The sequence below is a fragment of the Aureimonas ureilytica genome (genome assembly GCF_001475935.1).
GTDB classification, from domain to species: Bacteria; Pseudomonadota; Alphaproteobacteria; order Rhizobiales; family Rhizobiaceae; genus Aureimonas; species Aureimonas ureilytica_A.
The window spans coordinates 18,028-40,441 of the sequence record NZ_LDQA01000019.1; the positions used below are offsets into that span (position 1 = coordinate 18,028).

Consider the following 22,414-nt stretch of genomic DNA (forward strand, 5'->3'; position numbering starts at 1 on the left):
CCTTGCGGCCGTTCCCGCGCGGAGACGGCGACAAGCCCGGCGGGTCGCCGCCGGATTTCGCCATGCGATCCTGGCTGTTTCCAGGCGGTGAGCCGCTCGGCTCGACCCGCCGGGGCGCGCGGATCGTCGTGCGGGGAGAGGCCGGCCAGAGCGTTTTCCGGCTGGACCTCGACGGGCCGAAGGGTACGATCTCGGTCTGAGGAAACGGCGGGCCTGCATGGACGGGCGAGGCGTCTCGGGAGTACGGTGCGCGGGAGCGTGCCGCGCTGTGCCGACAGCTCTTCGCCGCGCTCGATTGTGCGATGTGCGATCCCGGCCGGCCCGTGTCGGACGTCCGGCTCGGCGGCGACGCGCTTCTCGCTCTCACACCCGATCTCGCCGCCATGGGCCTTCTGACGGACGCGACCCATCCTGTTCTGCGCGATCGGGACGTCCTGTCCTATCGCGCGGGATGGATGGGCGTTACGACCCCTTCGCGCGCCGGTGAAGTGCCAGGCAACGTTTCGGGCCGGCCCCAGCGCCCGCCCATGCCAACCGGCCCGCTCTATGTCAGATATATTCCCTGGCTTGGCCGGACGCTCTCGTTCGTCGCCGCCACGATGAACGACCTGCCCCGCCTTCACGGGTGGTTGAACGATCCCTGGGTCGATCGGTTCTGGCGGGAGGCCGGCTCGCTCGAGCAGCACCGCGCCTATCTGCAACGCCAACTCGACGATCCGCATACGATCCCGATCTTCGGGCAGCTGGATGGCGTGCCCTTCGACCATTTCGCAACCCTCGATCTGCCCATGAAGCGCGCCGCGCTGGTGGCCCTCAGCCGGGAGCGGTTCCAGACGAGCCGGCTCTGGCTTCCCGCGCAAAGCGCGATGCCGCCTTCCTGATCGCCGCCGGGGTGAACGCAGGCGCCGCGCGCAATCTCAATCGCTGCGGCCTCGCCGCTGCGACCGGGAAAGACGATATTATCGCAAGTGCATGGACCCTTCGCAGGCGCAAGCCTCTGCCGAGCCGTCGCCCGTGGTTTCGACCGCCGCCCAACCGCGCAGGCGCGAGGTTTTGCCGATGCCCGGATTGAAGGAATTGGTCGGGTCGAGCTGGCGATAAAAGGCCTTGAGCGCGGGCTTGGCCTCGTAGAGATGGCCGACATTGTGCTCGGCCGGATATTCCGCGCCCCTCGCCTCCAGCGTCTCGAGGATTGCGTGTTCCAGCGCCTCGCAGTCCACGCCCTTGTGGACGAGATATTCCTGATGCATCACTTGGCACAGGAAATGGCCGACATAGAATTTCAGCGCGATCTGCTTGTCGATCTCGGGGGGAAGGGTCTCGAACCAGTCCCGCGTATCGCGCGGCAGGGCGACGTCCAGCGCCACGATATCCTCGATGCGGTCCCGGTGGACGGCGCGGTAGCGCACCACCGCCCCGCCCGACACGAAGCGGTTGAGAAGCGCGGCCTTCCCCTCATCCTCTGTGCATTCCAGAAAGCCGCCGTGCGGCGCGGCGAGGCCAGTCGTAAAGACTGACGAGAGATAGTCGCGCATCTCCGCGATGCCCTCGCCGCCGGTGCGCAGGATCAGATGGTGGGCGTAGCGGTCCCGATAGTCGATGAGCCGCTGCGGCAGATGCTCCGGCAGGAGCCTGGAGACGCGCTGAAGCAGATGGTCGGAGATGCTCTTGCCGAGCCCCAGCGCCTCCGTGACGCCATCGAACCAGCTTTTCGCCGCGAAGGCGCGCGGGACATTGACCGAGCCGAAGCGGCGGATGAAGACGAAAAGATCCTTGCCATAGGTCTGCGCAGCGCGGAACGCGTCGGAATGCATATATTCGCCCGCGATCGGCAGGTGCTGGAACTGGCCGAGCACATGCCGGCGGATCTGCTGGAGCACGGCCGGGTCGTTCGTGCCGACATAGAAGACCTGCTCCTGCGGCTCGGCGACGAACGTGTCCATGCGCAGGGCGAAGACGGCGATCTTGCCCGCCGAGCCCGACGCCTCGTAATGGCGGCGCGGGTCGGCGTTGAAGCGCGCGGGCGTCGAGGCGTCGATGTCGCGCACATAGGTCGCGTATTCGCGGTCGGACGCCCAGGCGCCGTTCTCGTCGTGAATGTCCGACGCGCCGTAGGTGCCGGCGTCCAGGCGGGCGAGGATGGCCTCGGGGGTTTCGCCCAGTTCGACGCCCAGATGGTTGACGAGTTCGAGCCGCCCGGCCTCGTTGACGCGGGCGAACAGGGCGAGCTGCGTGAAGGCCGGGCCGCGCTGCACCAGCGAGCCGCCCGAATTGTTGCAGATACCGCCCGTGACCGAGGCCCCGATGCAGCTCGATCCGATCACCGAATGCGGCTCGCGGCCGAGCGGCTTGAGCTTGCGCTCCAGACTTTCCAGCGTCGCGCCGGGCAGGCACAGAACCTGCGCGCCGTCGCGGATCAGATCGATCCGTTTGAGGCGCATCGTGTTGATGATGACGATGGGCCGGTCGTAGCCGGTACCGAAGGGCGTCGAGCCGCCCGTCAGCCCGGTATTGGCGGCCTGGAGGATCACGGCGACGTCGGCCTCCACGCAGGCCTGCAAAACCCGCCACTGTTCTACCAGCGAACCCGGCTGCACGGCCGCCGCGATCTCGCCGTCGCCATAGCGATAGCCCGTGCGGAAGCGCCGCGTCGCCCGCGTGCCGACATGGACATGGGCCTCGCCGGCGATGGCGCGCAGGCGGGCGATCAGGGTTTCGGTCATCAAGGCAGCCTCCCGAGCATGGCCGCCCCACCACCCCCGGGCTCACCGGCGGACGAATGCGTGCGGACGGTGCTGCTCGGTCCCGGCGGGACAGCGCGCCCACTCTAGGGATCGGTGGAAGCGTGTAAATCCGGCGTTGTGCGATAAGGGTATAACGAACAGGGATATCTTACCCCTCAACGCAGGGTCAGAAGCCGGATGAATTCGGAGGCGGCGGGCGGCAGGGGCGTGCGTGTGCGCGTGATCAGTTCGTAGGCCTGGCTCTTGGAGCGCAGGCGGAAGGCCAGCGTGCGGGCGACGCCGAGGCTGGCGAAAACATTGGCGACGTCGTTGGACAGGAGCGCGACATAGTTCGGGCTGGATTGGACGAGCGACATGGTCGTGAAGGCCGAGCGCGTCTCCACGAGGGCGCGTGGAAAGGCGAGGTCGGCCTCGCGATATTCCTGCTCCAGCGACAGGCGCATCGGCATCCGGGCCGTGTAGACGATCCAGCGCGAATCGGAAAAGTCCGCGAGCTGTACGCGCTTGCGCCCGACCAGCGGATGCGCGGGATTGGCGACCACGCTCAGAAGTTCGTCGTGAAAGGCGAAGGTGTCGTAGAGTTCGGGTGTCGCGCTGACCGAGCTGCGGCCGATCACGAGATCGAGGTCTCCCCGGTCGAGCTGGCGTAGAAGCTCGCCGCTCGTATCCTCCAAGATCTCGATCGACACGCTGGGAAACCGTTCGGTGAAAACGAGCACGGCCTCGGTGACGAGCGGAACCGCGCCCATGATCGTACCCACCCGTAGCCTCGCCCAGGCGCCGTCGGCAATATGGCGCAACTCCTCCCGGAAGCTGCGGATCTGCGAGATCATGACCTTGGCGTGCCGGATGGCGCAACTGCCCGCCGGTGTCGGCGTCAACCCGCGATTGGTTCGTACGAAGAGCTGCTGCTCGGCCGCTTCCTCGATTTCCTGGAGGCACTTGGTCGCGCGCGGCTGGCTCATGCCGATGCGCGCGGCGGCGCCCTTGAGCGAGCTTGCGTCGTCAATCGTGGCGAGGAGATGAATCTGACGCATGGTCAGGCGGCTGAGGCCACGCGCTGCTTGGTCCGGCATTCCTCTATTCCCAGTTGTTATACCCGTATCGACATTCAGCGCATTTACGGCAAGGGATTTCTCCGTAATTTTGCCTAGACGCACGGGGAAATGACCGCCGGACGCCCTCAAGGGGGCGATCGCGGGCCTGTGCGCGGATTTCGGGAGGACGGGCTTGGCGCTCATCAATTACATCACCCGCGTGCAGTTCGGATATGGAATGCTCGCGACGCTGACGGACGAGCTGCCGCTGGCGGGCATCGGGCGCGCGCTCGTCGTCACCGACAAGCCGATCGCCGCGCTCGGACTGATCGATCGCATTCGCGCTCTGGTCGGCGACAAGGTGGCGGGTGTCTTCGATGAGACGCCAGGCAACCCGAACGAGGCAGCGGTTCGCGCGGCGACCGAGCTGTTTCGATCCGCGGGAGCGGACGGGCTGATCGCCATCGGCGGCGGATCGGTGCTGGACCTCGCCAAGGCTGTCGCGGTGATGGCCGCCCATGACGGACCCTTGAAGACCTTCGCAGCCATCGAGGGCGGCACCGAGCGAATTTCCGCCAGAACCTTCCCGATGGTGGCGATTCCGACCACGTCCGGCACCGGCAGCGAGGTCGGGCGCGGCGCGATCCTCATTCTGGAGGACGGGCGCAAGGTCGGCCTCTTGTCGAACCATCTGGTTCCGAAGGTCGCGATTTGCGACCCCGAGTTGACGCTGAGCCTCCCCGCGCATCTGACGGCGGCGACGGGCATGGATGCGATCTCGCACTGTATCGAGACCTATCTCTCCGCCGCCTTCAACCCGCCCGCCGACGGCATCGCCTTGGAGGGCCTGCGCCGGGCCTGGGCGCATCTGGCGACGGCGACCGCCGAGCCCGACAATCGCGACGCCCGCGCCAATATGAGCATCGCCGCGACCATGGGCGCGATGTGCTTCCAGAAGGGCCTCGGCTGCGTCCACAGCCTCAGCCATTCGCTAGGCGGGCTGAACCCCCGGCTGCATCACGGCACGCTCAACGCCGTTTTCCTGCCTGCCGTGCTTGAATTCAACCGATCCGCGCCCTCGAGCGTAGCCGAAGGCAAGTTCGACCGGCTGGCCCATGCGATGGGCCTATCCGGCGCCGACGACGTGGTGCCTGCCATCGAGGCCATGACGCGGCGCATCGGCCTGCCCGGCAAGCTCTCGGAACTGGGTGTGGAGGCCGATCTCTTCCCCGCCATCATCGCCGGCGCGCTCAAGGATCACTGCCACAAGACCAATCCGCGCGAGGCCTCGCCGCAGGACTACGAGGCGATGCTCGCCCGCTCGCTCTGATCGCGCCCGCGATCGACCGGCCCTTGGCAGGGGTGGGAGCCCCGCCAGCCAAGCCGCATCCCGACAACGAAGACATAAGTGGAGGAACGATGTCGAAGATCCAAGACGGGAGCCTGGAGGCTTCCACCATGAAAGCCGTTCTGTGGCGGCTCATTCCCTTCGTGATGCTTCTTTATTTTATCGCCTATCTCGACCGCGTGAATATCGGCTTCGCGGCGCTCACGATGAACGCCGATCTGGGCTTCTCCGCGACGGTCTATGGCCTCGGCGCGGGCATCTTCTTCATCGGCTACGCGCTGTTCGAAGTGCCCAGCAACATCTTCCTTCACAAGCTCGGCGCGCGGGTCTGGATCGCGCGCATCATGATCACCTGGGGGCTTCTGTCCGGCGCGATGGCGCTCGTCAGCGGTCCGATCAGCTTCTACGTGATCCGCTTCTTTCTCGGCGCGGCCGAAGCCGGCTTCTTTCCCGGCATCATCCTCTATCTCACCTACTGGTTCCCGGCCAAGACGCGCGGCAAGGCCGTCGGCCTCTTCATGGTCTCCATCCCGCTTTCGGCCATGATCGGCGCGCCGATCTCCTCGGCGCTTCTCGGGCTCGACTGGCACGGCCTCAAGGGCTGGCAATGGATGTTTATGCTGGAAGCCATCCCGGCCGTACTTCTGGGCATCGTGACCCTGTTCACCCTGACGGATCGCCCGGAACAGGCCAAGTGGCTACGCGCCGACCAGCGCGAATGGCTGGCGGCCAAGATGGAGTCCGAGCGCGGCGCGATCGCCTCCACTCATGGCGAGAAGTCGCTGAAGACCGCCCTTTTCGACAGGAAGGTCCTGGGCTTCGCCTTCATCTATTTCTGCGTGGTGCTCGGGTCCTATACGCTGGGCTTCTGGTTGCCGCAGATGATCAAGACCTTCGGCGACATGAGCAATCTCCAGATCGGACTGGCGACCGCAGGCGTCAACATGTTCGGCGTGGTCGCAATGATCTACTGGACCCGTCGCTCGGACGCCCGACAGGAACGCCTCGGCCATTTCGCCGCCGCCGTCATCCTGGCTGCCATCGGCTTCGGGCTCTGCGCGGCGACGCTCTCCACCCCGGCCGTCGCCATCGTCGGCCTGACCCTGGCAGGGATGGGCGTCTTCTCCGCGCTGCCGACCTTTTGGGCTCTGCCGACCACGTTCCTGACGGGCGTCGCCGCCGCCGCCGGCATCGCGCTCATCAACTCGATCGGCAATCTGGCGGGTTATCTCGGCCCCTTCGTCATGGGCTATCTCAAGGACATGACCGGCAGCTACGCGGCCGGGCTCGTCATCGTCTCGGCGCTTCTCGCCTGCGCCGCGCTCAGCCTGCTTCTTGTCGCCCGCATGAGAGCCCCTGCCCTCAGCACCCATCGCAGCGCGTAAACGGCCCTCCCGGCTCGAAACCTCCCCACGAGCCGAGCCCGCGCTCCCCCACCCTGTGGGGGAGCGTTTTTTCTTGTCGGGCTTCCCCTGAAAGCCCGCGCGAAACAGGGGGCGCACTACGCGGGGCCAAGGCCGCGCGCGGTCGGGCGTCGGCCGAAAATTCGCATCGATCCTTTATGGCGGGGTCTGCCAGAAATGGTCTTATCGAAACAACAGGACCCGTTCCTTCGATGAGTTCCGTATTCTCCGGCGTGGTCACCTCCCTGATCACGCCCTTCAGGTCCAGCTTCGACGCCGACCTCGGCCCGTCTTCCGACGTGGACACGTTCCGCGTCGCGTCCCTCACGCGCTGGCAGGCGCGCAGCGGCGTGCGGGCCGTCGCCCTCGCGGGCTGGGCCGGCGAGGGCTCCACCCTCCGCCGCGCCGAGCGCATCGCTCTGGTCGAGGCCGCGGTCTCGGCCAAGGGGCGGATGGCCGTACTTGCCCATGTCGGCACGCCCAGCACCGCCCGATCTTGCGCACTCGCGCTGGATGCCGAGGCGGCCGGGGCCGACGGGCTGGTGCTCGTCATGCCCTTCTACAACAAGCCCTCCTTCGCCGGCATCCGCGCCCATGTCGAAGCCGTCGCGGCCGCGACCGGGCTGCCCCTGTTCCTGGAGTTCGACGAGGCCGCGACGCGCGTGCATCTCTCGTCCTGTCAGATGGCGGAGCTTTCGCGGATTCGGAATGTCGCGGCGATGATCGACCATTCCACCAATCCGCTTCATGTCGAATGCATGAGCCGCGCCAAACCCGGTGTGGCCTTTCTGGCGGCCCACGACCCCACGTTTGCCGCCACAGCCCTTTTGGGCGCCGATGGCCTGTTCAGTGCAATGGCGAACGTGGCGCCCGACCTCGTCGTCGGTCTCTGGCGGGCGATCTGCGAAAACGATGTGGGGCTGGCGAGGGAATTCCAGCGACGCCTTCAGCCTCTGGCCGACCTGGTGGAGGCGGAGGGGGCTGCGGCCTTGAAGGAGATGCTGCATGGGATCGTGGGATGCGATACGGCCGTGCGGCTGCCGCTGCACAGGCTCGGCCCGGACGCGCGCCGACAGGCGGCGCTGATGCGCCAAGAGATCGAGGCGGTGATTCCACCCGTTCCGGCCAGCCTTGAGATCGCCAGGGAGTCTGTTCGATGAGCGCGCTGTCCAAAGCCGAGTTCGAGCCGGACCCGTTCGCCTTCACGCTTCGTCCCGATGGGCACGGGAGCTGGATCGTCGAAGGCCCCTGCAACGGCTGCGGCGGCATCTTCGTTTCGCGTGAGGCTGCCTTGGAGTTCGTCAGGAGGGAGCGCCGCGCGATGGATGAGATGTCCCGGCATGTCGGCTTTGCCCCACGCGCCGATGGCCTCGGGGCATGGGCCGTCACAGCGGCGCGCCCGGTGCCCGATAGGCTTACCCGGCTGCCCAAGGAGAAGCACCCTCCTGGCCGACAGAGCCGGGAACTCGATCCATGCGGCGACCGCATATCGGACGTGCTCAGGGCCGATAGCGAAAGGCTGCAAACCTCCTCTTCGAGCTTTGCGCTACTGCCCGATCAGCGGAAGGCGTAGGTTCTCCTCATCGGAAGAACACGCACATGCCGGCCACCACCGATGAGAGGCCGGGCACGAAAGGAAGGCATCATGTCTCTCGCTCGCTCCTTCAGCAACTGGCGCCAGTATCGCAACACGGCCGCCGAACTGAACCGTCTCTCGCAGCGCGAACTCGCCGACCTCGGCATTGCCCGCTCCGACATCCCGGCCATCGCCCGTCAGGCGGTCCGCTAACTCTTTCCCCCTTTCGCTTCAGCTGGTCCTCCCCCACCTGAAGCGGACCAGCCGAACGGTTCCTCCCACCCTTCGGCTTCTCTCCAACGCCCTTGCCGGTCCTCCCCCGGCAGGGGCGTTTTTCGTGGGGATCACAGCCATTCGGCCGAACGGGTTTCGAACGGTTCGGATGGAGGGCCGCGTCCGCCTTGCTGAATGCTCCCACGGCCTCGCCGATCGGACGCGAGATGCAGAACCCCGTCTCTCCAAAGCGGGCGAGCGGCGTAGAAAACATCACCGCGGACAGCGGCGCATCCGATTTTGATCCGAAGCAGATTTTCTCCGCTCTGGCGTCCGGTAGAGCCTCGCGACTATATTCTGCGAATGAGCGTAAGGAGCGTGACCGATTCCTGCCCGGAATATACCCTCATACCGGCGACCGCTGAGGACTTCGACCGCCTCTTCGGACTGCGGGTCGCTGCCATGCGCGAGAGTCTGGAACGTATCGGACGCTATGACGAGCAGCGGGCTTTCGAGCGCTTTAGATCAACCTTCACACCTGAGCATACCCGCCTCGTACTGGTGGCCGAAGAGCTTGCTGGTTGCGTCGCCGTGAAGCCGGAAGCAGACGGGCTGCTTCTCGAACATTTCTATATCGATCCAGCGTTCCAGGGGCGTGGTTTGGGCGCTGCCATTCTCCGGCAGATCCTCGCCACAGCCGACGAGTCAGGCCAGTCCGTACGATTGTGCGTGTTGCAAAGGAGCGATGCGGGACGCTTCTACCGGCGCTTCGGTTTCAACGAGACAGCGCAAGACGATGTCGACATCTATCTTTTACGCCTCCCCTCATAGGCTTGCCCGCCAGCGGGCGAATGTCATTTTCCCTGAACGACCGCTTTCCATTCGAACGCCGGTCGAGCGTGCGGAAACACATGCTCCGCCTCTTCCCCTGGTGAGCGTCGCCCGCTTTATGATGACGGGCTGCACCATACGACAAAAACCCAAAAAGGCCGCTCCGGGAAGGAGCGGCCAAGCTTGACCGCCGCGTGGACGAAACGCGTCCGGTCGTCGTCAGTCTGACTGGAGGTCAGGTCATGTGCCGGCGGACCGGCGAAACCTGCGGGCCGGAGCCCGCAGGAACTTGGTCGGATTAGAAGTTGCGCTGCAGGCGCAGGAAGCCCGCCACCTGATCGACGTCGCCGACCGGACCGCCGAAATCGACGTTCTTGTAGGAGACTTCGCCGAGCGCTGCGAAGTTGTTGGTGATCGCGTAGCCGACGTTGCCGACAGCGGCCCAGTATTCGCCCTGACCGATGAAGGTCACGCCGTTGATCGGGGTCACGAGACGCGAGTCGAAGGTCTTGCCGTACTGGCCGGCGATCGCGAGACCGACCTTGCCGAACTTCTGCGCGTAGCCCGCACCAGCGGCCCACTCGAGAATGATCGGAACGCCGGCATTGGTCAGCTGGTTGCTGGACAGCGTGCTGACCGTGTTGATGGCGGTGATGCCGGCATAGACGGTCGGGTCGAAGGCGTAGTGACCTTCGATCTTCAGCTGCGAGTCAGCCGCGATCAGGTTCTTGAGGAGGACGCCGCCCTTCAGAGCGAAGGCGTCGTTGTTGCCGTCGCGCAGCAGCGTCGGGAAGGTGCCGACGATGGAGATCGGAACGCCGTTGATCGCGATCGTGTTCGTGATGCCGTTGGCGTTGACCGGGTTGTAGGTCTCGTCATAGACGGCCGAGAGGTAAGCACCGCCCCAAGCGCCCGAATAGACCAGCTTGGCATGGACGTCGGGAACGATGTCGCCGGTGCGGTCGTCTTCGAGGCCGAGCGTGGCCGAGAAGCCGTTCACAGCGAACGTATAGGACACCTGATTGGTGTTGAAGTCGCCGACCACGAGATCGCTATCGGTCAGCAGGCCGTCTTCCAGACCGCCCACGCCCGAGGTCCAGAGCGAGTCGCGGTAACCGACGAGCAGGCCGCCGAGCTGGACGTAGGCCTGGTCCATCACGTAGCTGGCGCCGAGCGAGGAGTCGGGCTGGGCGATCGTGTTGTTCTGGGCCTGGACGCGAGCGAAGGCGCGCAGCGTGCCGAGTTCGGTCTCTTCGCGAGCGTCGAAGTTCAGACGGGCGCGGACCGAGCTGCCGGCCTGATAGTCGTCGCCTTCCAGGTTACGAGCCGGATCGCCAGCCACGTTATACTGGAAACGGACATAGCCGCCGACGCTGAGGCAAGTCTCGGTGCCCGGGATGTAGTAGAAGCCCTTGCCGTAGACGTCGCAAACGCGGACGTAATCGACCGGCTCAGGCTCGGCGACGACGACAGCATCGGCCGCGCGGGCACCCGTCATCGCCACGAGGGCCGCAGCGGAGCCAAGAAGAAGGCTCTTCAAATTCATAGTCTTAATCTCCAGCAGACTGTTTTTGGATGTGTTCGTTGGGCGCCTATGTCCAAAGCCATCCTTACCAAACTTTCATGTGGAGTCACGCGGGAACAGCACCGACACCCTTGTATGACAGCTTCGAACGACTCCATTGATGCAATCATGCAACGTTTTCTATTGGTGCGTGTCGTTTGATGACACATTCGTGAAGAAAGCTATACTTTGGCTGTTGTGTAAACGTTACAGGCGTGTCGAAATGCCGTGGAGGCATCATCAACCGATGGCTTGGGGGGACTTAGCCAGTCGATGCGCCGGATGCAGAAGCGTGGCGCTCGGTGCTTGCTATGGCGCCCCGTCGGGCGCGGCGACGCGCCTTCGTCAGTCGTCGAAGCGCAGATGAGCGCGCCCATGGGTCAGATCGGCCACCAGTCGGGCCATCGTCTCTGCCATGTCTTGCGGGACGGCGAGCGACCATTGGGCCCCCGTCTCGCCGAACGTGGTGGCTTGGATCTCCACCCCGGCCTGAGCCGCGATGCGCGCCTGCAAAAGCGCGAGATCGCCGAACAGGCAGGTCAGCGTTGCCGCAACCATATCGCGAAGCGGGGCCTTCTCGCCCTCACGCAGGCAGAGCGCGGCGGTTCCGCCATAGGCGCGGACGAGACCGCCGGTGCCCAAGCGAATGCCTCCGAACCACCGCGTCACCAGAACGGCGACGCGATCCAGCCCTTGTCCGTCGATCGCCTGCAGGATGGGCTTGCCCGCTGTGCCCGTCGGCTCGCCGTCGTCCGAGAACCGATAGGTCTGCCCGATCCGCCATGCCCAGCAATTGTGATGGGCCGTCGGATCGGCGTGCCGCGCCAGAAAGGCCTGCGCCGCCTCCACGTCCGAAACGGCATTGGCCACGGCAAGGAACCGGCTCTTCTTGATGTCCTGCTGGGCGTGTGACGCTGCGGTCAGCGTGTGGAGTGTGCTCATCGATCGCTATTGCAGGCTGGACGGTTTCGAAGCCCTCACGAAGATTATGCCGGCTTCGTCTCCCTGCATAGGATGGCCGCTGCCGTCGAGGAAGACAGGATCATCGCCAAGGCCGCCCAGCCTCCCTTCGTCTTCGGCAACTGCCAGCCCGCAAGCGAACTCCGCACCTCCTATGCCGTGTCCGATGAACAGGTCGCGGCCGAGCTGCAGACAATGAAGGTCCGCCGACGATTGCGGGCAAGGGCCGCATCACGATCCTGATGGATGAACTCAGCTACCCGGCGGCCAAGGCGCGCATGCCGAAAATGCACAATGTTCCGGCCACCCCCGAATGCAGCGGGCTGCGCATCCCGGAGGAGCAGAGCGCCAACGGGACCCTTGGGCAAGCGGCCGACGTCATCCGCGTCCGGCTGGGCGGAGGTCCGCGGCCGAAGGACGTGCTCGCCGAGAATGACGGGATGCCGCTGCGCGCCGTCGAAGCGATCAAGACGACCGGCGCGAGCGGGCTCGCATGGCAAAGGCTTCGCCGTTATCGCCTCCGATGTCCGTAAGCTTGCCGAATGCAGAGAGAAAGTGGCGGTCGAAATCGGTTGCCCTGCGGTCTCGATCCTGGCGACACGCGAGGACGCGGGCGGCAATCTGCGCGAACTCGTGCCCGACATTCAGCGCACGGCCGGGTTGGTGTCGAAAATCTCGGCCGCCTGCCGCGAGCTGTCGGTGGGTATCGAGCAGATCAATTAGGCTGTTCAGCAGTTCGATCAGGTAACGCAGGCCAATGCCGGCGTGGCCAACGAGATGAACGCGGCCGCCGAGGCGTTATCCAGCGAAGCGCGGCTCTTCAGCGAGCGCACCCGCTTCTTCCAGCTGAAGGCGAGAGCAAACGCCTCGACGGACACCAAGCCTGCGTCGGCGTAGGCGCCGAACGTCGTGCGAATGCCGACAGACGCCTTGCCCGGTTGGTCCTATCCGTCAGCCAGCGCGTAGTGTGTCCGGCATCGATCTGAGCTTGGACAACTGAAGCGGCTTCGAACGTATCAGCGCTGGTTCTCCGGGAAGCCGAGCGTCCTGGCCCCGCCACAGCTCGACCCCGCCGGCCTTCGTGCCGACGGGTTTGCCGTTTCCGAGGTGATGCCAACGCGCCTGGTGAAATTCTTAGAATCCGTCGTGGAACCGAAAAAGGGGGCCGGGGCAGGCAAGGAACTCTCAATCGGCTCTTGCGCTTGCGGCGTCTAATCGCGGCGGTATCCTGTCCTCATCATCCCATAGGCCGATTGCCGACCGGTGACGACCAGTGTGCGGCCCTCCCAAGTCTCTGGAGAACCTGTCATCCTCACACCACAGAGTTCATCGTCGTAGAATGCCGTATTGATGCCGATCACACCGCGACAAGGCCTCCCAACCCTGTCTCCCGTTAGCGTGAAACGGTATTCGACGTCCTGTTTGCCGGCCAGCAGGTGCTGTGTAAAGGGAAGCCAGAAGGTGACGGCGAACCATCCGACGCAGAAGCCGACCGCTGCGGACGCGGCGAGGCCGACGAGAAACTCGACAGCTTCGACCATTGCGGATTTCGTCCGGTCGGTCGTATCGGGCCTCTTCATCGTCAGGAACTTCCAGCCCATGTAGGCGGCCAAGCCCGCTCCCAAACCGTGACCGTAGGGCCGGTATGTCGCGCTCGTCGCGGCGAGCCGAAGGAAGCGCAAGGGGTCGGGCGGCCAAAGGTCGAAGCGGATGATCGCGGCCGCCATACCCGAACAGAGAACTACGGAAGCGATATTGGCATAGGGAACGCGCGGCCGCCAAACCTTCCGCGTCGGCTTCCCCGCCTCTGGCGAGACCGGCTCCGAACCATCGCTCATTCAGATCGATCCCACCATGGACATTCGCTGTCATACTTTTACGCGGGCGACGTTGTCAGAAAGGAAATCGTCCCGAATTTGCCTGATCGACGCGATCAGGAGGAAGCTCCTGCTTGGAAGCGGCCGTAAGGTTAACAACCCAGAAGCATTGCTCCGCAGCCGGATCCGAGTTCGATGCGCTGCGACGCGGTATGGGGAAAATGACGGGTTCACTAGACCTAGGGGATGCTTTGGAAGTGACTGTCGCTGCCGTTCTGTGCTCCGCCGAATGAGGTCGTGATCCACGGAATGGCGGATGCGATTCCGTCCCGGCTCGATACGTCACATGCGTTTCGGATCGTCTTCGCTCACACGCGAGAAAACCCCCGAGCGGGAAAGTCGCCCGGGGGTGTCTTAGGAATTCGATGGGCTTATAGCTCGCTCAGGCCGGCTGGCCGTTGCCGCCGGTCGCGCCGAAGATCTGGCCGGTCGAGTAGCTGAGAAGCGGGTCGGCGGCGGCGACATAGAGGCCCGCGATCTCGGCGGGCTGCCCGGCGCGTCCCATGGGCGAGTCGGCGCCGAAGGTGCGCAGCTTCTCCTCCGTCGCTCCGCCCGATATCTGGAGCGGTGTCCAGAAAGGCCCCGGCGCGACCGCGTTGACGCGGATGCCGCGCGGCGCCAATTCCTTGGCTAGGCCCTTGGTGAAGTTCAGCACGGCCGCCCGCGTCATGGCGTAGTGCATGATCTCGGGCGAGGGATTGCCCGCCTGCTCGGAGGAGGTGTTGACGATCACCGCCCCCGCGCCCATGCGCTCCAGCGCGGCCTTGGTCAGCCAGAACGGGGCGTAGACATTGGTCTTCATCGTGTCGTCGAAGAGTTCGGACGAAATGTCGGCGATGGAGGCGCGAGTCTGCTGGAGCGCCGCGTTGTTGACGAGGATGTCGAGACCGCCCAGCTGGTCGGCCGCCTGCGAGACGAGGCTGCGGCAGAACTCTTCGGACCGGAGATCGCCGGGGATCGCGACCGCCTTGCGCCCTTCCGCCTCGATCAAGGCGACGACCTCCTTCGCGTCGGGTTCCTCGGCGGGCAGATAGTTGATGGCGACATCCGCCCCCTCGCGCGCATAGGCGATGGCCGCCGCGCGGCCGATGCCGCTGTCGCCCCCGGTGATCAAGGCTTTCTTGCCGGCCAGTTTGCCGGACCCTTTGTAGCTGGTCTCGCCATGATCGGGGCGCGGGTTCATGCGCGAGGCCAGCCCCGGCCAGGGCTGCATGTCGGTCGGATAGGGAGGCTTGGGATAGGTGGCGGGATCCGGGGCGGTTGGCTCGGCACCGGCGCCGCCTCGGGTTTGCGCGGATGCCGTCGTGTTCGAGGCAAGGGTCATGGCGGCGCCCGCGGTCAGGGCGGCTCCGGCCAGGAACGTGCGGCGGTTGGTGTCGGTCATGAGGCTTTTCTCCGTGTTCCAACCCGAAGGCCGCCATCACCGGGATGGTTCCCGATCATCCTGGTCGCAGATGTGGCGCGTTCCGAACCGGCAGGCCATGCCTGACTTGCGCAAAGCCTGCCAACGCCAACGTCCTGGGTCGCATCCAGACGATTCCCGAGAGCCCGTCCCTTGCGACGCTTCACGATGCAGAATGGACGGAAGCGATTTCTCCCCGCCGCGACGGTGCCGGTCCGTGCGCTGCGGAGTCTGCGTCCGGTGCCTCGCCGGCGGAAGCCATCCCTCGATCGCCGTCGACCGAATGGTTCGGCCCTCGGCTCTAGAAGAAGCGGTTGGCCGGTCGTGGCAGGCCAAGGTTCTCGCGCAGCGTCCGGCCCTCGTACTCCGTGCGAAACAGGCCACGGCGCTGGAGTTCGGGCACGATCTGATCCACGAACGCGTCGAGCCCCTCCGGCAGATAGGGGAACATGACGTTGAAGCCGTCGCAGCCCTCGCTCAGCAACCATTCCTCCATGGCGTCGGCGATCGTCTTTGGCGTGCCCACGAAGGAGAGGCCGGCATAGCCAGCAAAACGCCGGGCGAGCTGGCGCACGGTCAGGTTCTCGGCCCGCGCGATGGCAATCGCCCGCGCCTGACCGCTCTTGGAGGCGTTGCTTTCGGGGATTTCGGGAAGCGGCGCATCGGGATCGAACCGGCGCGCATCGTGGCCTAGCGCGATCGACAGGGAGTCGATGGCGTTGTCGTCGTGAACGAGGCTGTCGAGAAGATCGCGCTTCTCGCGCGCCTCTTCGTCGCTCGCCCCCACCACCACGAAGGCGCCGGGCAGGATTTTCAGGTGGTCGGGATCGCGCCCGATCCGGGCCATGCGCCCCTTCACGTCGGCATAGAGCGCGCGTGCATCCGCGAGGCCGTTCGGCGCGGCGAAGACGACCTCCGCCGTTTCGGCGGCAAGCTGGCGCCCCGGCTCGGAGGCCCCGGCCTGCACGATCACCGGCCACCCCTGGACGGGCCGGGCGATGTTAAGCGGCCCGCGCACCCGGAAGAATTCGCCCTGGTGCGCCAGGACATGCATCCGCGCCGGGTCGAGATAGGTGCCGCTTGCCGCATCCCGAGGAAAGGCGTCGTCGGCGAAACTGTCCCAAAGGCCCGTCACGACGTCGAAGAATTCGCGCGCCCGGCGATACCGCTCGGCATGATCCAGATGCTCCTCGAGGCCAAAGTTCAGCGCGGCGTCGGGGTTGGAGGTGGTGACGATGTTCCAGCCGGCCCGCCCCTCGCTGATATGGTCGAGCGAGGCGAAGCGCCGCGCGACATGGAAGGGCTCGTCGAAGCTGGTCGAGCCGGTGGCCACGAGGCCGATGCGGCTGGTGATCGCGGCCAGCGCCGACAGCAGCGTGAAAGGCTCGAAGGAGGTAACGGTGTGGCTGCGTCGAAGCGCCTCGGTTCCCATGTTGAGCACGGCCAGATGGTCCGCCATGAAGAAGGCGTCGAAGCGCCCCGCCTCCAGCTTGCGCGCAAGATAGGACAGGCGTGGGAACGAGAAGTTCGCGTCGCGCCAGGCGCCGGGATAGCGCCAAGCGCCCGCATGGATGCTGACGGGCCGCATGAACGCGCCGAGCCTCAGCGTCTTGCGTGCATCGATCATGGCCGATGGCCTCCTTGCTGCCGCCCGCCCCTTCGACGGTCGATCATCATTCGAAGCCTAAGCCCGCAACCTTGCGCCCCGTTCCAGATACCCGATCAGACGGCCGCGAGGATCTGCTTCTGCAGGGCCGTCGCGCGCGCATCGGCCAGATCCTCGCGCGGGCGTTCTAGCTCGACCTCGACATCGAGCGCGATCCGTCCGTTTTTCAGAACGATCACCCGGTCGGCCAGCGCGACCGCCTCGGCGACATCATGGGTGATCAGGACGGTGGTAAAGCCGCGCGCGCGCCAGAGACCGCCGAGAAGACGGTGCATTTCGAGGCGCGTGAGGGCGTCGAGCGCGCCGAAGGGCTCGTCCAGAAGCAGGATGTCGGGGTGAGAGACGAGTGCGCGCGCCAGCGCGACCCGCTGCTTCTGACCGCCCGACAGCACGGAAGGCCAGTCGCCGCCGCGCCCGTCAAGACCGACATCGGCGAGTGCGGCCTCCGCCGCCTCTCGCCAGCCCGGTCCGCGCGCGAGGCCGACATTGTCGACGACGCTCAGCCAGGGCACGAGCCTCGGTTCCTGAAACAGGAGCCGGACATTGGAGCTGATGCCGGCCACCGCCCGCCCGCCCAGCTCGACGCGCCCGCCATCGGGATGGTCGAGACCGGCGAGAAGACGGAGGAGCGTCGATTTCCCGCCGCCCGAGCGGCCGATCACCGCGACGAACTCGCCGGCAGCGATCTTGAGATCGAAGCTCCGCAGGACGGGCGTTTGGCCAAAACCCTTCGACACGCCGGACAGGGTGATCGGAAGGCCTACCGAGGCGGCCTCGACGCTTCGACGCACCGCGCTCATCGGCTTCTCTCCGTGTTCGGTTGCCAGGCCGGATGCCAGGCCAGCGCCCGGCGCTCGATCGCCCGCGTCGCCGCATCGGCCAGCTTGCCGAGAAGCGCATAGACGAGGATTCCGAGGATCACGACATCGGTCTGAAAGAACTCGCGGGCATTCATCGTCATGTAGCCAAGGCCCGACGAGGCCGAGATCGTCTCGGCGACGATCAGAGTCAGCCACATCAGGCCGAGCGCATAGCGCAGACCCACCAGGATCGAGGGCAGAGCGCCCGGCAGGATGATGCGCAAAAGCTGTGCGCGCCGGTCGAGCCCATAGACCTCTGCCATTTCCACCAACTGCCGATCGACGGTGCGGACCCCGTGGAAGGTGTTGATGTAGATCGGGAAGAAGACGCCGAGGACCACCAGGAAGATCTTCGCCGTTTCCCCGATGCCGAACCACAGGATGACGAGCGGGATCAGCGCAAGATGTGGCACGTTGCGGATCATCTGGACGGAGGAGTCCAAGAGCGTCTCGACCGGACGCCAAAGGCCGGTGGCGAGCCCGAGCCCGAAGCCGAGGCCGCCGCCGATCACGAGGCCGATCAGCGCGCGCTGGCTGGACGCCAGAACATTGGCCGCCAGGCTCCCGTCGAGAAGCGTGCGCCAGCCGGCGAGAGCCACGGCGGAGGGGGCCGGCAGGAGGCGTGCATTGACGAGCCCTGTTCGGGCCGCGACTTCCCAGACGATGAGAAGGGCGATCGGCAGCGCCCAAGGGGCCAGCGCCCGGCCGAGGCGGGCCGGATCGAGTTTCGGTCCCGCGCGCGCCGCGGTCAGCGCCTCGACGCTCACGAGCCCGCCTTTCGCACGGCATCCGCGATCTTGATCGGCGCGGGGATCAACCCGAGGGCATGGAACGTGTCGGCGATCCGCTGCTGCTCGGCGATCACGCTTCCATCGAGCGGCTTCACGCCGAAGGACTGGCGCTCCAGCGCGCGTGTCAGAATATCGGCGGGAATGCCGACCGAGGGCGCAAGCTTGGCCGCCGCCTCACCCGGATTGGCGCGCGTCCATTCGTCGATCTCGCCGATGGCGGAGATCAGCGTGTCGATTGCCGCACCATTCGCGTCCACGAAAGGCTTGGCCCCGAGATAGAACTGATGATTCGAAACGATGCCCTCGCCGTTGCGCAGCGTGCGCGCTTCGACGGCGACTTCGGCTGCGGCCTGAAACGGGTCCCAGATCGCCCAGGCATCGGCCGATCCCTGCTCGAAGGCCGCCCTTCCGTCGGCGGGCGGCAGGAAGGAAACCTTTACGTCGCCATAGGCGAGCCCGGCCTCTTCCAGCGCTTTGACGAGAAGGTAGTGAACGTTCGAGCCCTTGTTGAGAACGACGGTCTTTCCCTTCAGATCGGCGACCGACCGGAGGGGGCTGTCCTTGGGAACCAGGATCGCCTCGCCCTTGGGCGCGGGCGGTTCATGGGCGACATAGACCAGCGGCGCGCCCGCCGCCTGCGCGAAGATCGGCGGCGCCTCGCCGGTCGATCCAAAGTCGATGGCGCCCACATTCAGGGCTTCCAAGAGTTGCGGCCCGCCCGGAAACTCGGTCCACTGGACGCTCCAGCCGAGAGGCGCCAGCTTCGCCTCGAGCGTTCCCCTGCCCTTCAGGAGAACCAGCGTGCCGTATTTCTGATATCCGACGCGCAGGACCTTTTCGGCCGCCTGCGCCGGCGAGGCCGTCGTCAGAAGAGGCGATAGGCCAAGCGTCAGCGCTCCGACCAGGGCTGCATTGAAAAGGCGGCGGGTGATACGCATGGATGGGCTCCGGCTTCGGCAGCGATAACCGGATGCTAGCGGGAAGCGGCGCTCGCACCGAAGCATAAATCCATCAAATCCACCCAATTAGTAGATATATTTTGCTCGCGCGGATGGTGGCTTGTGCGCTCGCTTCGAGACATGGACGGGGCGCGTCTTATACCCATCGTCCGTGAACTCGTTGCAGCCTCTGAGCTGGCCTTTGAAGCTCAAGCATCCAACCCTACGAGCATCATAGACAGTGGGGCTGTGATAGGAAAAGGCGCGCAATGATGCTTCGATGTGACCGGCTGTGGGGCCACCGTCAGGCTTGGACAAGCCATGCCCACCTGCGCCTCGCAGCGATCAGGCTGCCCGGTCCCGCTTCGTGTCGTACATCGCGGCATCGGCGGCAGCCCTGAGATCGTCCGCCGTCATGCTCGGTTTCCAGAGCGCCGCACCGAGACTGACCCCGACCGGGACGCTGGTCTCACCAAACTCGATGGGCCGCATGAACTGGCGGCTGATCCGATCGAGAGCGACGGCGACCGCGCCATCCGTCGCGGAAGACAGAATGGCGGCGAACTCGTCGCCGCCGACCCGCGCGATCCTGTCCCTTTCCCGCACGCCGGACCGCAGCCGCACCGCCGTCTGACGCAGGACCTCGTCGCCCACTGCATGGCCGAACGTGTCGTTGATCGACTTGAAGCGATCGAGATCGGCCAATATCAGCGTGAAGGGAACGCCGCTGTCCATGGACTGCGCCATGGCGGCGGCAAGGTCGAGGTCGAAGCGGCGCCGGTTGGCGATGCCCGTCACGATGTCGATGAAAACAGCCGCCTGAAGCTCGATTTCGGCGCGCTTGCGATCGTTGATGTCGGCGGCCAGACCCAGGAGCTGGATGATCTTGCCGGTCTCATCGACCACCGGCGACAGGATCGTGCGCCACCAGCGCAGACCCGAGGGGGTTTCGGCCAGTTCTTCGTACTCGTCCATGACGCCGGAGGCGAGGCAGCGGCGATAATTGGTTTCCCACGCCTGAGCGCCCTCGAAGGACATGAACTCGGCTGCGGTCTTGCCGATGAACATCTCCTTGGTCAGGCCCGAGATCTGGCACAGAATGTCGTTGATACCATCATAACGAAGCACGCCGTCGTCGGTGATGGCGACCGAGAATGCCGGAACGGCAAGCGAATCCACGTTGATCTTCGACACCGTCCTCGGCCCCATTCCGCAAAGACAAACTGAAGGACGAGGGTAAAGATCGTCTGAAGAACAAATCTTCCGCAGCTCTCTTCGAAATGTCGTGTGCATGACGGTTGGTGATGTCGAGCTTAGGCGGCACAACCACCGACCTGCGCGACGCCCGCCCATCAGCATTTGAAGGGATTTCAGACCGGGCCGGTCGGAGAAGCGGGGATCGACCCGAAGTGTCTCGAGACGCGGACGGTCAGCAGGTGAGTGACCCGAGGGGCACAGCCAAGATCCGGTTCAGCCGCTTCCCTCCCGACCCGGGATCGCCCGTCCTTCCTCCTCATCGACGATGACGGCGGCTGCGGACGCGTTCACCAACCTCGTTCTTGTTGTCTCGCGGTTCGGCGCGGGACGGGCGGACGGCCGACATCCAACGCGTCCGCGCGAACATTTGCCTACCCAGCCCTGGCAGGCCGGGACGGGCCTGCCCGGCGTGTGTTGGCCATCGCGACGCCCAGCGCGACGGCCACGACACCCACGATCGTCAGGAGGGTCGGCTGCTCGCCGAGAAGAGGAATGGCCGCGCCCGTCACCAGCACGGGAGCCAGAGCGCCCATTGTGGCGCAGCGGAGCGCGCCGAGATGGCGGACGGCGATGGCATAGACAAGCGTTGAGACGATGCCCGTGCCGATCCCCTGAACACCCGCAAAAACGAGCACCTGATGCGGATCGATGCTTCCCAGATGGCTTTCGAAGACGCCGCTCGCCTTCAGGAGCGCGATGGCGATCGCCGAAGGGTAGGTCACCAGCATCAGGCAGGTCATCGGGGTGACGGCGGCCAGTCGCATTCCCATCGTATAGGTGCCCCAGAGAAAGCTCGCGGCCAGCAGCAACGCGGCGCCCGCGATCACGCGTCCATCGACCACGCCCAGCCCAAGGACCAGCAGCGCGATGCCGAGGACGATGGTGGCGAGCCCCGGAAGGCTCGCTCCCCTTTGTCCTGTCAGGACGCGGGCGAGGATCGCCACGGCCAAGGGGGCCGTTCCGGCGACGAGGGCGCTGACATGGGCCGCGGAGGTGAAGCGGCCACCCGCCGCGACGAGGCCGAAGAAGGGCAGGCCCGCACCCATCACGATCATCAGGGCGGGCGCGAGCCGAACGGATTTCAGTTCGCGAAGGCGCGCGGGCACGAGTGGCAGGAGGATCAGGGCGGGCACGGCGAAGCGCAACAGCGCGACGTCGCTCGGCGTCAGAGCCGACGCGCCGATCCCTCGCATCGACAGGCTGAAGCCCGCCCAGGTAACGAGCGCGGCACACATGGCCGCCCATCCCAGCATCGAGTTCGACATGGGGCGCGCAAGGGTCGTCGACGCAAGCGACATGAGGCATTCCTCGCTGGGGTGATGCCCGCAGAATACCAAAACAGACGCGCCATATCCTGCCTATCTCAGCTATGATGGTGCTTCACATTGGCAGATTCTGCCACGAACCGGGGATCCATCATGGACGACAAGGACAGGCAGATCATCGCCGAGCTTCAGGCGAACGCCCGGCTGACGAACAGCGAGTTGGCCGAGCGCGTGAACCTGTCACCCTCACCCTGTCTGCGGCGCGTCCGCCTTCTGGAGGAGGCCGGAATCCTGAAGGGCTATACGGCGATCGTGGATACCGAGGCCTGCGGCTATCCCGTGACGGCCTTCGTGCGCATCCGCTTGCAGCCCCACAATGGAGAAACCGTGCAGGCGTTCGAGGCGGCCATCGCGAAGATCGACGTCGTGATGGACAGCTACGTGATGGCGGGAAACGCCGACTACATGCTCCGGGTCGTGGTGAGGAGCCTCAAGCACTACGAGACGTTCATCCGTTCCGATCTGCATTCCGTCCCCGGCGTCGCTTCGATCGACACAAGCTTCACCTACGGCCACGTGAAGCATTCGCTGGTGCTGCCGATCGACCGAGATCGCCACTCCTGACCCTTCGGAAATGCCTTACGTCGCAATCGGGCGACGGAAGGCAGGGTTCACCGGACGT

The 22,414-nt window shown here is 65.5% G+C and carries 24 protein-coding genes; 11 read left to right on the top strand and 13 right to left on the bottom strand.

Annotated elements, in window-relative coordinates; genetic code table 11:
• The first annotated feature begins 2 nt into the window (after positions 1 to 2).
• Both NS365_RS07545 and NS365_RS07550 read left to right on the top strand, forming a co-directional pair.
• The gene (locus NS365_RS07545) at positions 3 to 200 is read left to right on the top strand and encodes a hypothetical protein (RefSeq protein ID WP_058599673.1); all 198 of its coding nucleotides are present in this window, start codon (positions 3 to 5) and stop codon (positions 198 to 200) included.
• A gap of 102 nt (positions 201 to 302) precedes the next feature.
• Positions 303 to 881: a GNAT family N-acetyltransferase gene (locus NS365_RS07550; RefSeq protein ID WP_058599674.1), complete on the top strand. Its 579-nt coding sequence runs from the start codon at positions 303 to 305 to the stop codon at positions 879 to 881.
• A gap of 78 nt (positions 882 to 959) precedes the next feature.
• On the opposite strand, the gene dld is transcribed toward NS365_RS07550, so the two are convergent.
• Together dld and NS365_RS07560 are read right to left on the bottom strand one after the other, a co-directional pair.
• Positions 960 to 2,723 carry a D-lactate dehydrogenase gene (gene dld / locus NS365_RS07555; protein WP_082684490.1) on the bottom strand — a complete coding sequence of 588 codons (1,764 nt, stop codon included), beginning with the start codon at positions 2,721 to 2,723 and terminating at the stop codon, positions 960 to 962.
• A gap of 176 nt (positions 2,724 to 2,899) precedes the next feature.
• Complete coding sequence (locus NS365_RS07560; RefSeq protein WP_058599675.1) at positions 2,900 to 3,820, bottom strand: LysR family transcriptional regulator; 921 nt, start codon at positions 3,818 to 3,820, stop codon at positions 2,900 to 2,902.
• Between the two features lie 154 nt (positions 3,821 to 3,974).
• On the opposite strand from NS365_RS07560, the gene NS365_RS07565 reads away from it, so the two are divergent.
• The 6 genes from NS365_RS07565 to NS365_RS07585 all read left to right on the top strand — a co-directional run bounded on the left by NS365_RS07565 (position 3,975) and on the right by NS365_RS07585 (position 9,152).
• A complete protein-coding gene (locus tag NS365_RS07565) occupies positions 3,975 to 5,111 on the top strand; it encodes an iron-containing alcohol dehydrogenase (RefSeq protein WP_058599676.1) in 1,137 nt (378 codons plus the stop codon).
• Positions 5,112 to 5,200: 89 nt separating this feature from the next.
• Positions 5,201 to 6,514: an MFS transporter gene (locus NS365_RS07570; protein ID WP_058599677.1), complete on the top strand. Its 1,314-nt coding sequence runs from the start codon at positions 5,201 to 5,203 to the stop codon at positions 6,512 to 6,514.
• A gap of 230 nt (positions 6,515 to 6,744) precedes the next feature.
• Positions 6,745 to 7,692: a dihydrodipicolinate synthase family protein gene (locus tag NS365_RS07575; protein ID WP_058599678.1), complete on the top strand. Its 948-nt coding sequence runs from the start codon at positions 6,745 to 6,747 to the stop codon at positions 7,690 to 7,692.
• A complete protein-coding gene (locus tag NS365_RS07580; protein WP_058599679.1) occupies positions 7,689 to 8,105 on the top strand; it encodes a hypothetical protein in 417 nt (138 codons plus the stop codon). The genes NS365_RS07575 and NS365_RS07580 overlap by 4 nt, the downstream gene beginning before the upstream one ends.
• A gap of 72 nt (positions 8,106 to 8,177) precedes the next feature.
• Positions 8,178 to 8,321 (top strand): DUF1127 domain-containing protein, encoded by a 144-nt coding sequence (locus tag NS365_RS23510; protein WP_082684492.1) that lies wholly within the window; start codon positions 8,178 to 8,180, stop codon positions 8,319 to 8,321.
• 378 nt (positions 8,322 to 8,699) lie between these two features.
• The gene (locus tag NS365_RS07585) at positions 8,700 to 9,152 is read left to right on the top strand and encodes a GNAT family N-acetyltransferase (RefSeq protein WP_244498395.1); all 453 of its coding nucleotides are present in this window, start codon (positions 8,700 to 8,702) and stop codon (positions 9,150 to 9,152) included.
• A 298-nt stretch (positions 9,153 to 9,450) separates the two neighbouring features.
• Here the strand turns inward: NS365_RS07585 and NS365_RS07590 are convergent, their stop codons facing one another.
• Both NS365_RS07590 and NS365_RS07595 read right to left on the bottom strand, forming a co-directional pair.
• Positions 9,451 to 10,698, bottom strand: a complete 1,248-nt coding sequence (locus NS365_RS07590; protein ID WP_058599681.1) for a porin — start codon at positions 10,696 to 10,698, stop codon at positions 9,451 to 9,453.
• Positions 10,699 to 11,061: 363 nt separating this feature from the next.
• On the bottom strand, positions 11,062 to 11,658 hold the full coding sequence (locus NS365_RS07595) for an IMPACT family protein (protein WP_058599682.1): 597 nt from the start codon (positions 11,656 to 11,658) through the stop codon (positions 11,062 to 11,064).
• A gap of 260 nt (positions 11,659 to 11,918) precedes the next feature.
• Here NS365_RS07595 and NS365_RS24925 point away from each other — a divergent pair, with 260 nt between their 5' ends.
• Both NS365_RS24925 and NS365_RS24930 read left to right on the top strand, forming a co-directional pair.
• Positions 11,919 to 12,209 (top strand): hypothetical protein, encoded by a 291-nt coding sequence (locus tag NS365_RS24925; protein WP_058599684.1) that lies wholly within the window; start codon positions 11,919 to 11,921, stop codon positions 12,207 to 12,209.
• Positions 12,109 to 12,399, top strand: a complete 291-nt coding sequence (locus NS365_RS24930) for a hypothetical protein (protein WP_275477550.1) — start codon at positions 12,109 to 12,111, stop codon at positions 12,397 to 12,399. The genes NS365_RS24925 and NS365_RS24930 overlap by 101 nt, the downstream gene beginning before the upstream one ends.
• 17 nt (positions 12,400 to 12,416) lie before the next feature.
• On the opposite strand, the gene NS365_RS24935 is transcribed toward NS365_RS24930, so the two are convergent.
• The 9 genes from NS365_RS24935 to NS365_RS07645 all read right to left on the bottom strand — a co-directional run bounded on the left by NS365_RS24935 (position 12,417) and on the right by NS365_RS07645 (position 21,765).
• A complete protein-coding gene (locus tag NS365_RS24935; protein ID WP_244498396.1) occupies positions 12,417 to 12,557 on the bottom strand; it encodes a hypothetical protein in 141 nt (46 codons plus the stop codon).
• Positions 12,558 to 12,887: 330 nt separating this feature from the next.
• Complete coding sequence (locus NS365_RS07610) at positions 12,888 to 13,514, bottom strand: hypothetical protein (RefSeq protein WP_153003699.1); 627 nt, start codon at positions 13,512 to 13,514, stop codon at positions 12,888 to 12,890.
• Positions 13,515 to 13,935: 421 nt separating this feature from the next.
• Positions 13,936 to 14,937 (bottom strand): SDR family oxidoreductase, encoded by a 1,002-nt coding sequence (locus NS365_RS07615; RefSeq protein WP_058599686.1) that lies wholly within the window; start codon positions 14,935 to 14,937, stop codon positions 13,936 to 13,938.
• A gap of 319 nt (positions 14,938 to 15,256) precedes the next feature.
• The gene (locus tag NS365_RS07620) at positions 15,257 to 16,582 is read right to left on the bottom strand and encodes an LLM class flavin-dependent oxidoreductase (RefSeq protein ID WP_058599687.1); all 1,326 of its coding nucleotides are present in this window, start codon (positions 16,580 to 16,582) and stop codon (positions 15,257 to 15,259) included.
• A gap of 95 nt (positions 16,583 to 16,677) precedes the next feature.
• Complete coding sequence (locus tag NS365_RS07625) at positions 16,678 to 17,421, bottom strand: ABC transporter ATP-binding protein (RefSeq protein ID WP_058599688.1); 744 nt, start codon at positions 17,419 to 17,421, stop codon at positions 16,678 to 16,680.
• Positions 17,418 to 18,233, bottom strand: a complete 816-nt coding sequence (locus tag NS365_RS07630; protein WP_058599774.1) for an ABC transporter permease subunit — start codon at positions 18,231 to 18,233, stop codon at positions 17,418 to 17,420. Before NS365_RS07630 ends, NS365_RS07625 begins: the two co-directional genes overlap by 4 nt.
• A gap of 11 nt (positions 18,234 to 18,244) precedes the next feature.
• Positions 18,245 to 19,210: a sulfonate ABC transporter substrate-binding protein gene (locus NS365_RS07635; RefSeq protein ID WP_058599689.1), complete on the bottom strand. Its 966-nt coding sequence runs from the start codon at positions 19,208 to 19,210 to the stop codon at positions 18,245 to 18,247.
• Between the two features lie 345 nt (positions 19,211 to 19,555).
• A complete protein-coding gene (locus tag NS365_RS07640; RefSeq protein ID WP_058599690.1) occupies positions 19,556 to 20,404 on the bottom strand; it encodes a sensor domain-containing diguanylate cyclase in 849 nt (282 codons plus the stop codon).
• Positions 20,405 to 20,838: 434 nt separating this feature from the next.
• Positions 20,839 to 21,765: a DMT family transporter gene (locus NS365_RS07645; protein WP_058599691.1), complete on the bottom strand. Its 927-nt coding sequence runs from the start codon at positions 21,763 to 21,765 to the stop codon at positions 20,839 to 20,841.
• Between the two features lie 120 nt (positions 21,766 to 21,885).
• Between NS365_RS07645 and NS365_RS07650 the strand changes: the two genes are divergently transcribed.
• Positions 21,886 to 22,356 carry an Lrp/AsnC family transcriptional regulator gene (locus NS365_RS07650; protein ID WP_058599692.1) on the top strand — a complete coding sequence of 157 codons (471 nt, stop codon included), beginning with the start codon at positions 21,886 to 21,888 and terminating at the stop codon, positions 22,354 to 22,356.
• Positions 22,357 to 22,414 lie beyond the last annotated feature (58 nt).

Bases quoted from the DNA above. Each gene is read 5' to 3' on its own strand.
- NS365_RS07550 (WP_058599674.1), top strand. From the start codon at position 303: ATGTGCGATCCCGGCCGGCCCGTGTCGGACGTCCGGCTCGGCGGCGAC.
- dld (WP_082684490.1), bottom strand. From the start codon at position 2,723: ATGACCGAAACCCTGATCGCCCGCCTGCGCGCCATCGCCGGCGAGGCC.
- NS365_RS07560 (WP_058599675.1), bottom strand. From the start codon at position 3,820: ATGCCGGACCAAGCAGCGCGTGGCCTCAGCCGCCTGACCATGCGTCAG.
- NS365_RS07570 (WP_058599677.1), top strand. From the start codon at position 5,201: ATGTCGAAGATCCAAGACGGGAGCCTGGAGGCTTCCACCATGAAAGCC.
- NS365_RS07575 (WP_058599678.1), top strand. From the start codon at position 6,745: ATGAGTTCCGTATTCTCCGGCGTGGTCACCTCCCTGATCACGCCCTTC.
- NS365_RS07580 (WP_058599679.1), top strand. From the start codon at position 7,689: ATGAGCGCGCTGTCCAAAGCCGAGTTCGAGCCGGACCCGTTCGCCTTC.
- NS365_RS23510 (WP_082684492.1), top strand. From the start codon at position 8,178: ATGTCTCTCGCTCGCTCCTTCAGCAACTGGCGCCAGTATCGCAACACG.
- NS365_RS07590 (WP_058599681.1), bottom strand. From the start codon at position 10,698: ATGAATTTGAAGAGCCTTCTTCTTGGCTCCGCTGCGGCCCTCGTGGCG.
- NS365_RS07595 (WP_058599682.1), bottom strand. From the start codon at position 11,658: ATGAGCACACTCCACACGCTGACCGCAGCGTCACACGCCCAGCAGGAC.
- NS365_RS24925 (WP_058599684.1), top strand. From the start codon at position 11,919: ATGGATGAACTCAGCTACCCGGCGGCCAAGGCGCGCATGCCGAAAATG.
- NS365_RS24930 (WP_275477550.1), top strand. From the start codon at position 12,109: ATGACGGGATGCCGCTGCGCGCCGTCGAAGCGATCAAGACGACCGGCG.
- NS365_RS07610 (WP_153003699.1), bottom strand. From the start codon at position 13,514: ATGAGCGATGGTTCGGAGCCGGTCTCGCCAGAGGCGGGGAAGCCGACG.
- NS365_RS07615 (WP_058599686.1), bottom strand. From the start codon at position 14,937: ATGACCGACACCAACCGCCGCACGTTCCTGGCCGGAGCCGCCCTGACC.
- NS365_RS07620 (WP_058599687.1), bottom strand. From the start codon at position 16,582: ATGATCGATGCACGCAAGACGCTGAGGCTCGGCGCGTTCATGCGGCCC.
- NS365_RS07625 (WP_058599688.1), bottom strand. From the start codon at position 17,421: ATGAGCGCGGTGCGTCGAAGCGTCGAGGCCGCCTCGGTAGGCCTTCCG.
- NS365_RS07635 (WP_058599689.1), bottom strand. From the start codon at position 19,210: ATGCGTATCACCCGCCGCCTTTTCAATGCAGCCCTGGTCGGAGCGCTG.
- NS365_RS07645 (WP_058599691.1), bottom strand. From the start codon at position 21,765: ATGTCGCTTGCGTCGACGACCCTTGCGCGCCCCATGTCGAACTCGATG.
- NS365_RS07650 (WP_058599692.1), top strand. From the start codon at position 21,886: ATGGACGACAAGGACAGGCAGATCATCGCCGAGCTTCAGGCGAACGCC.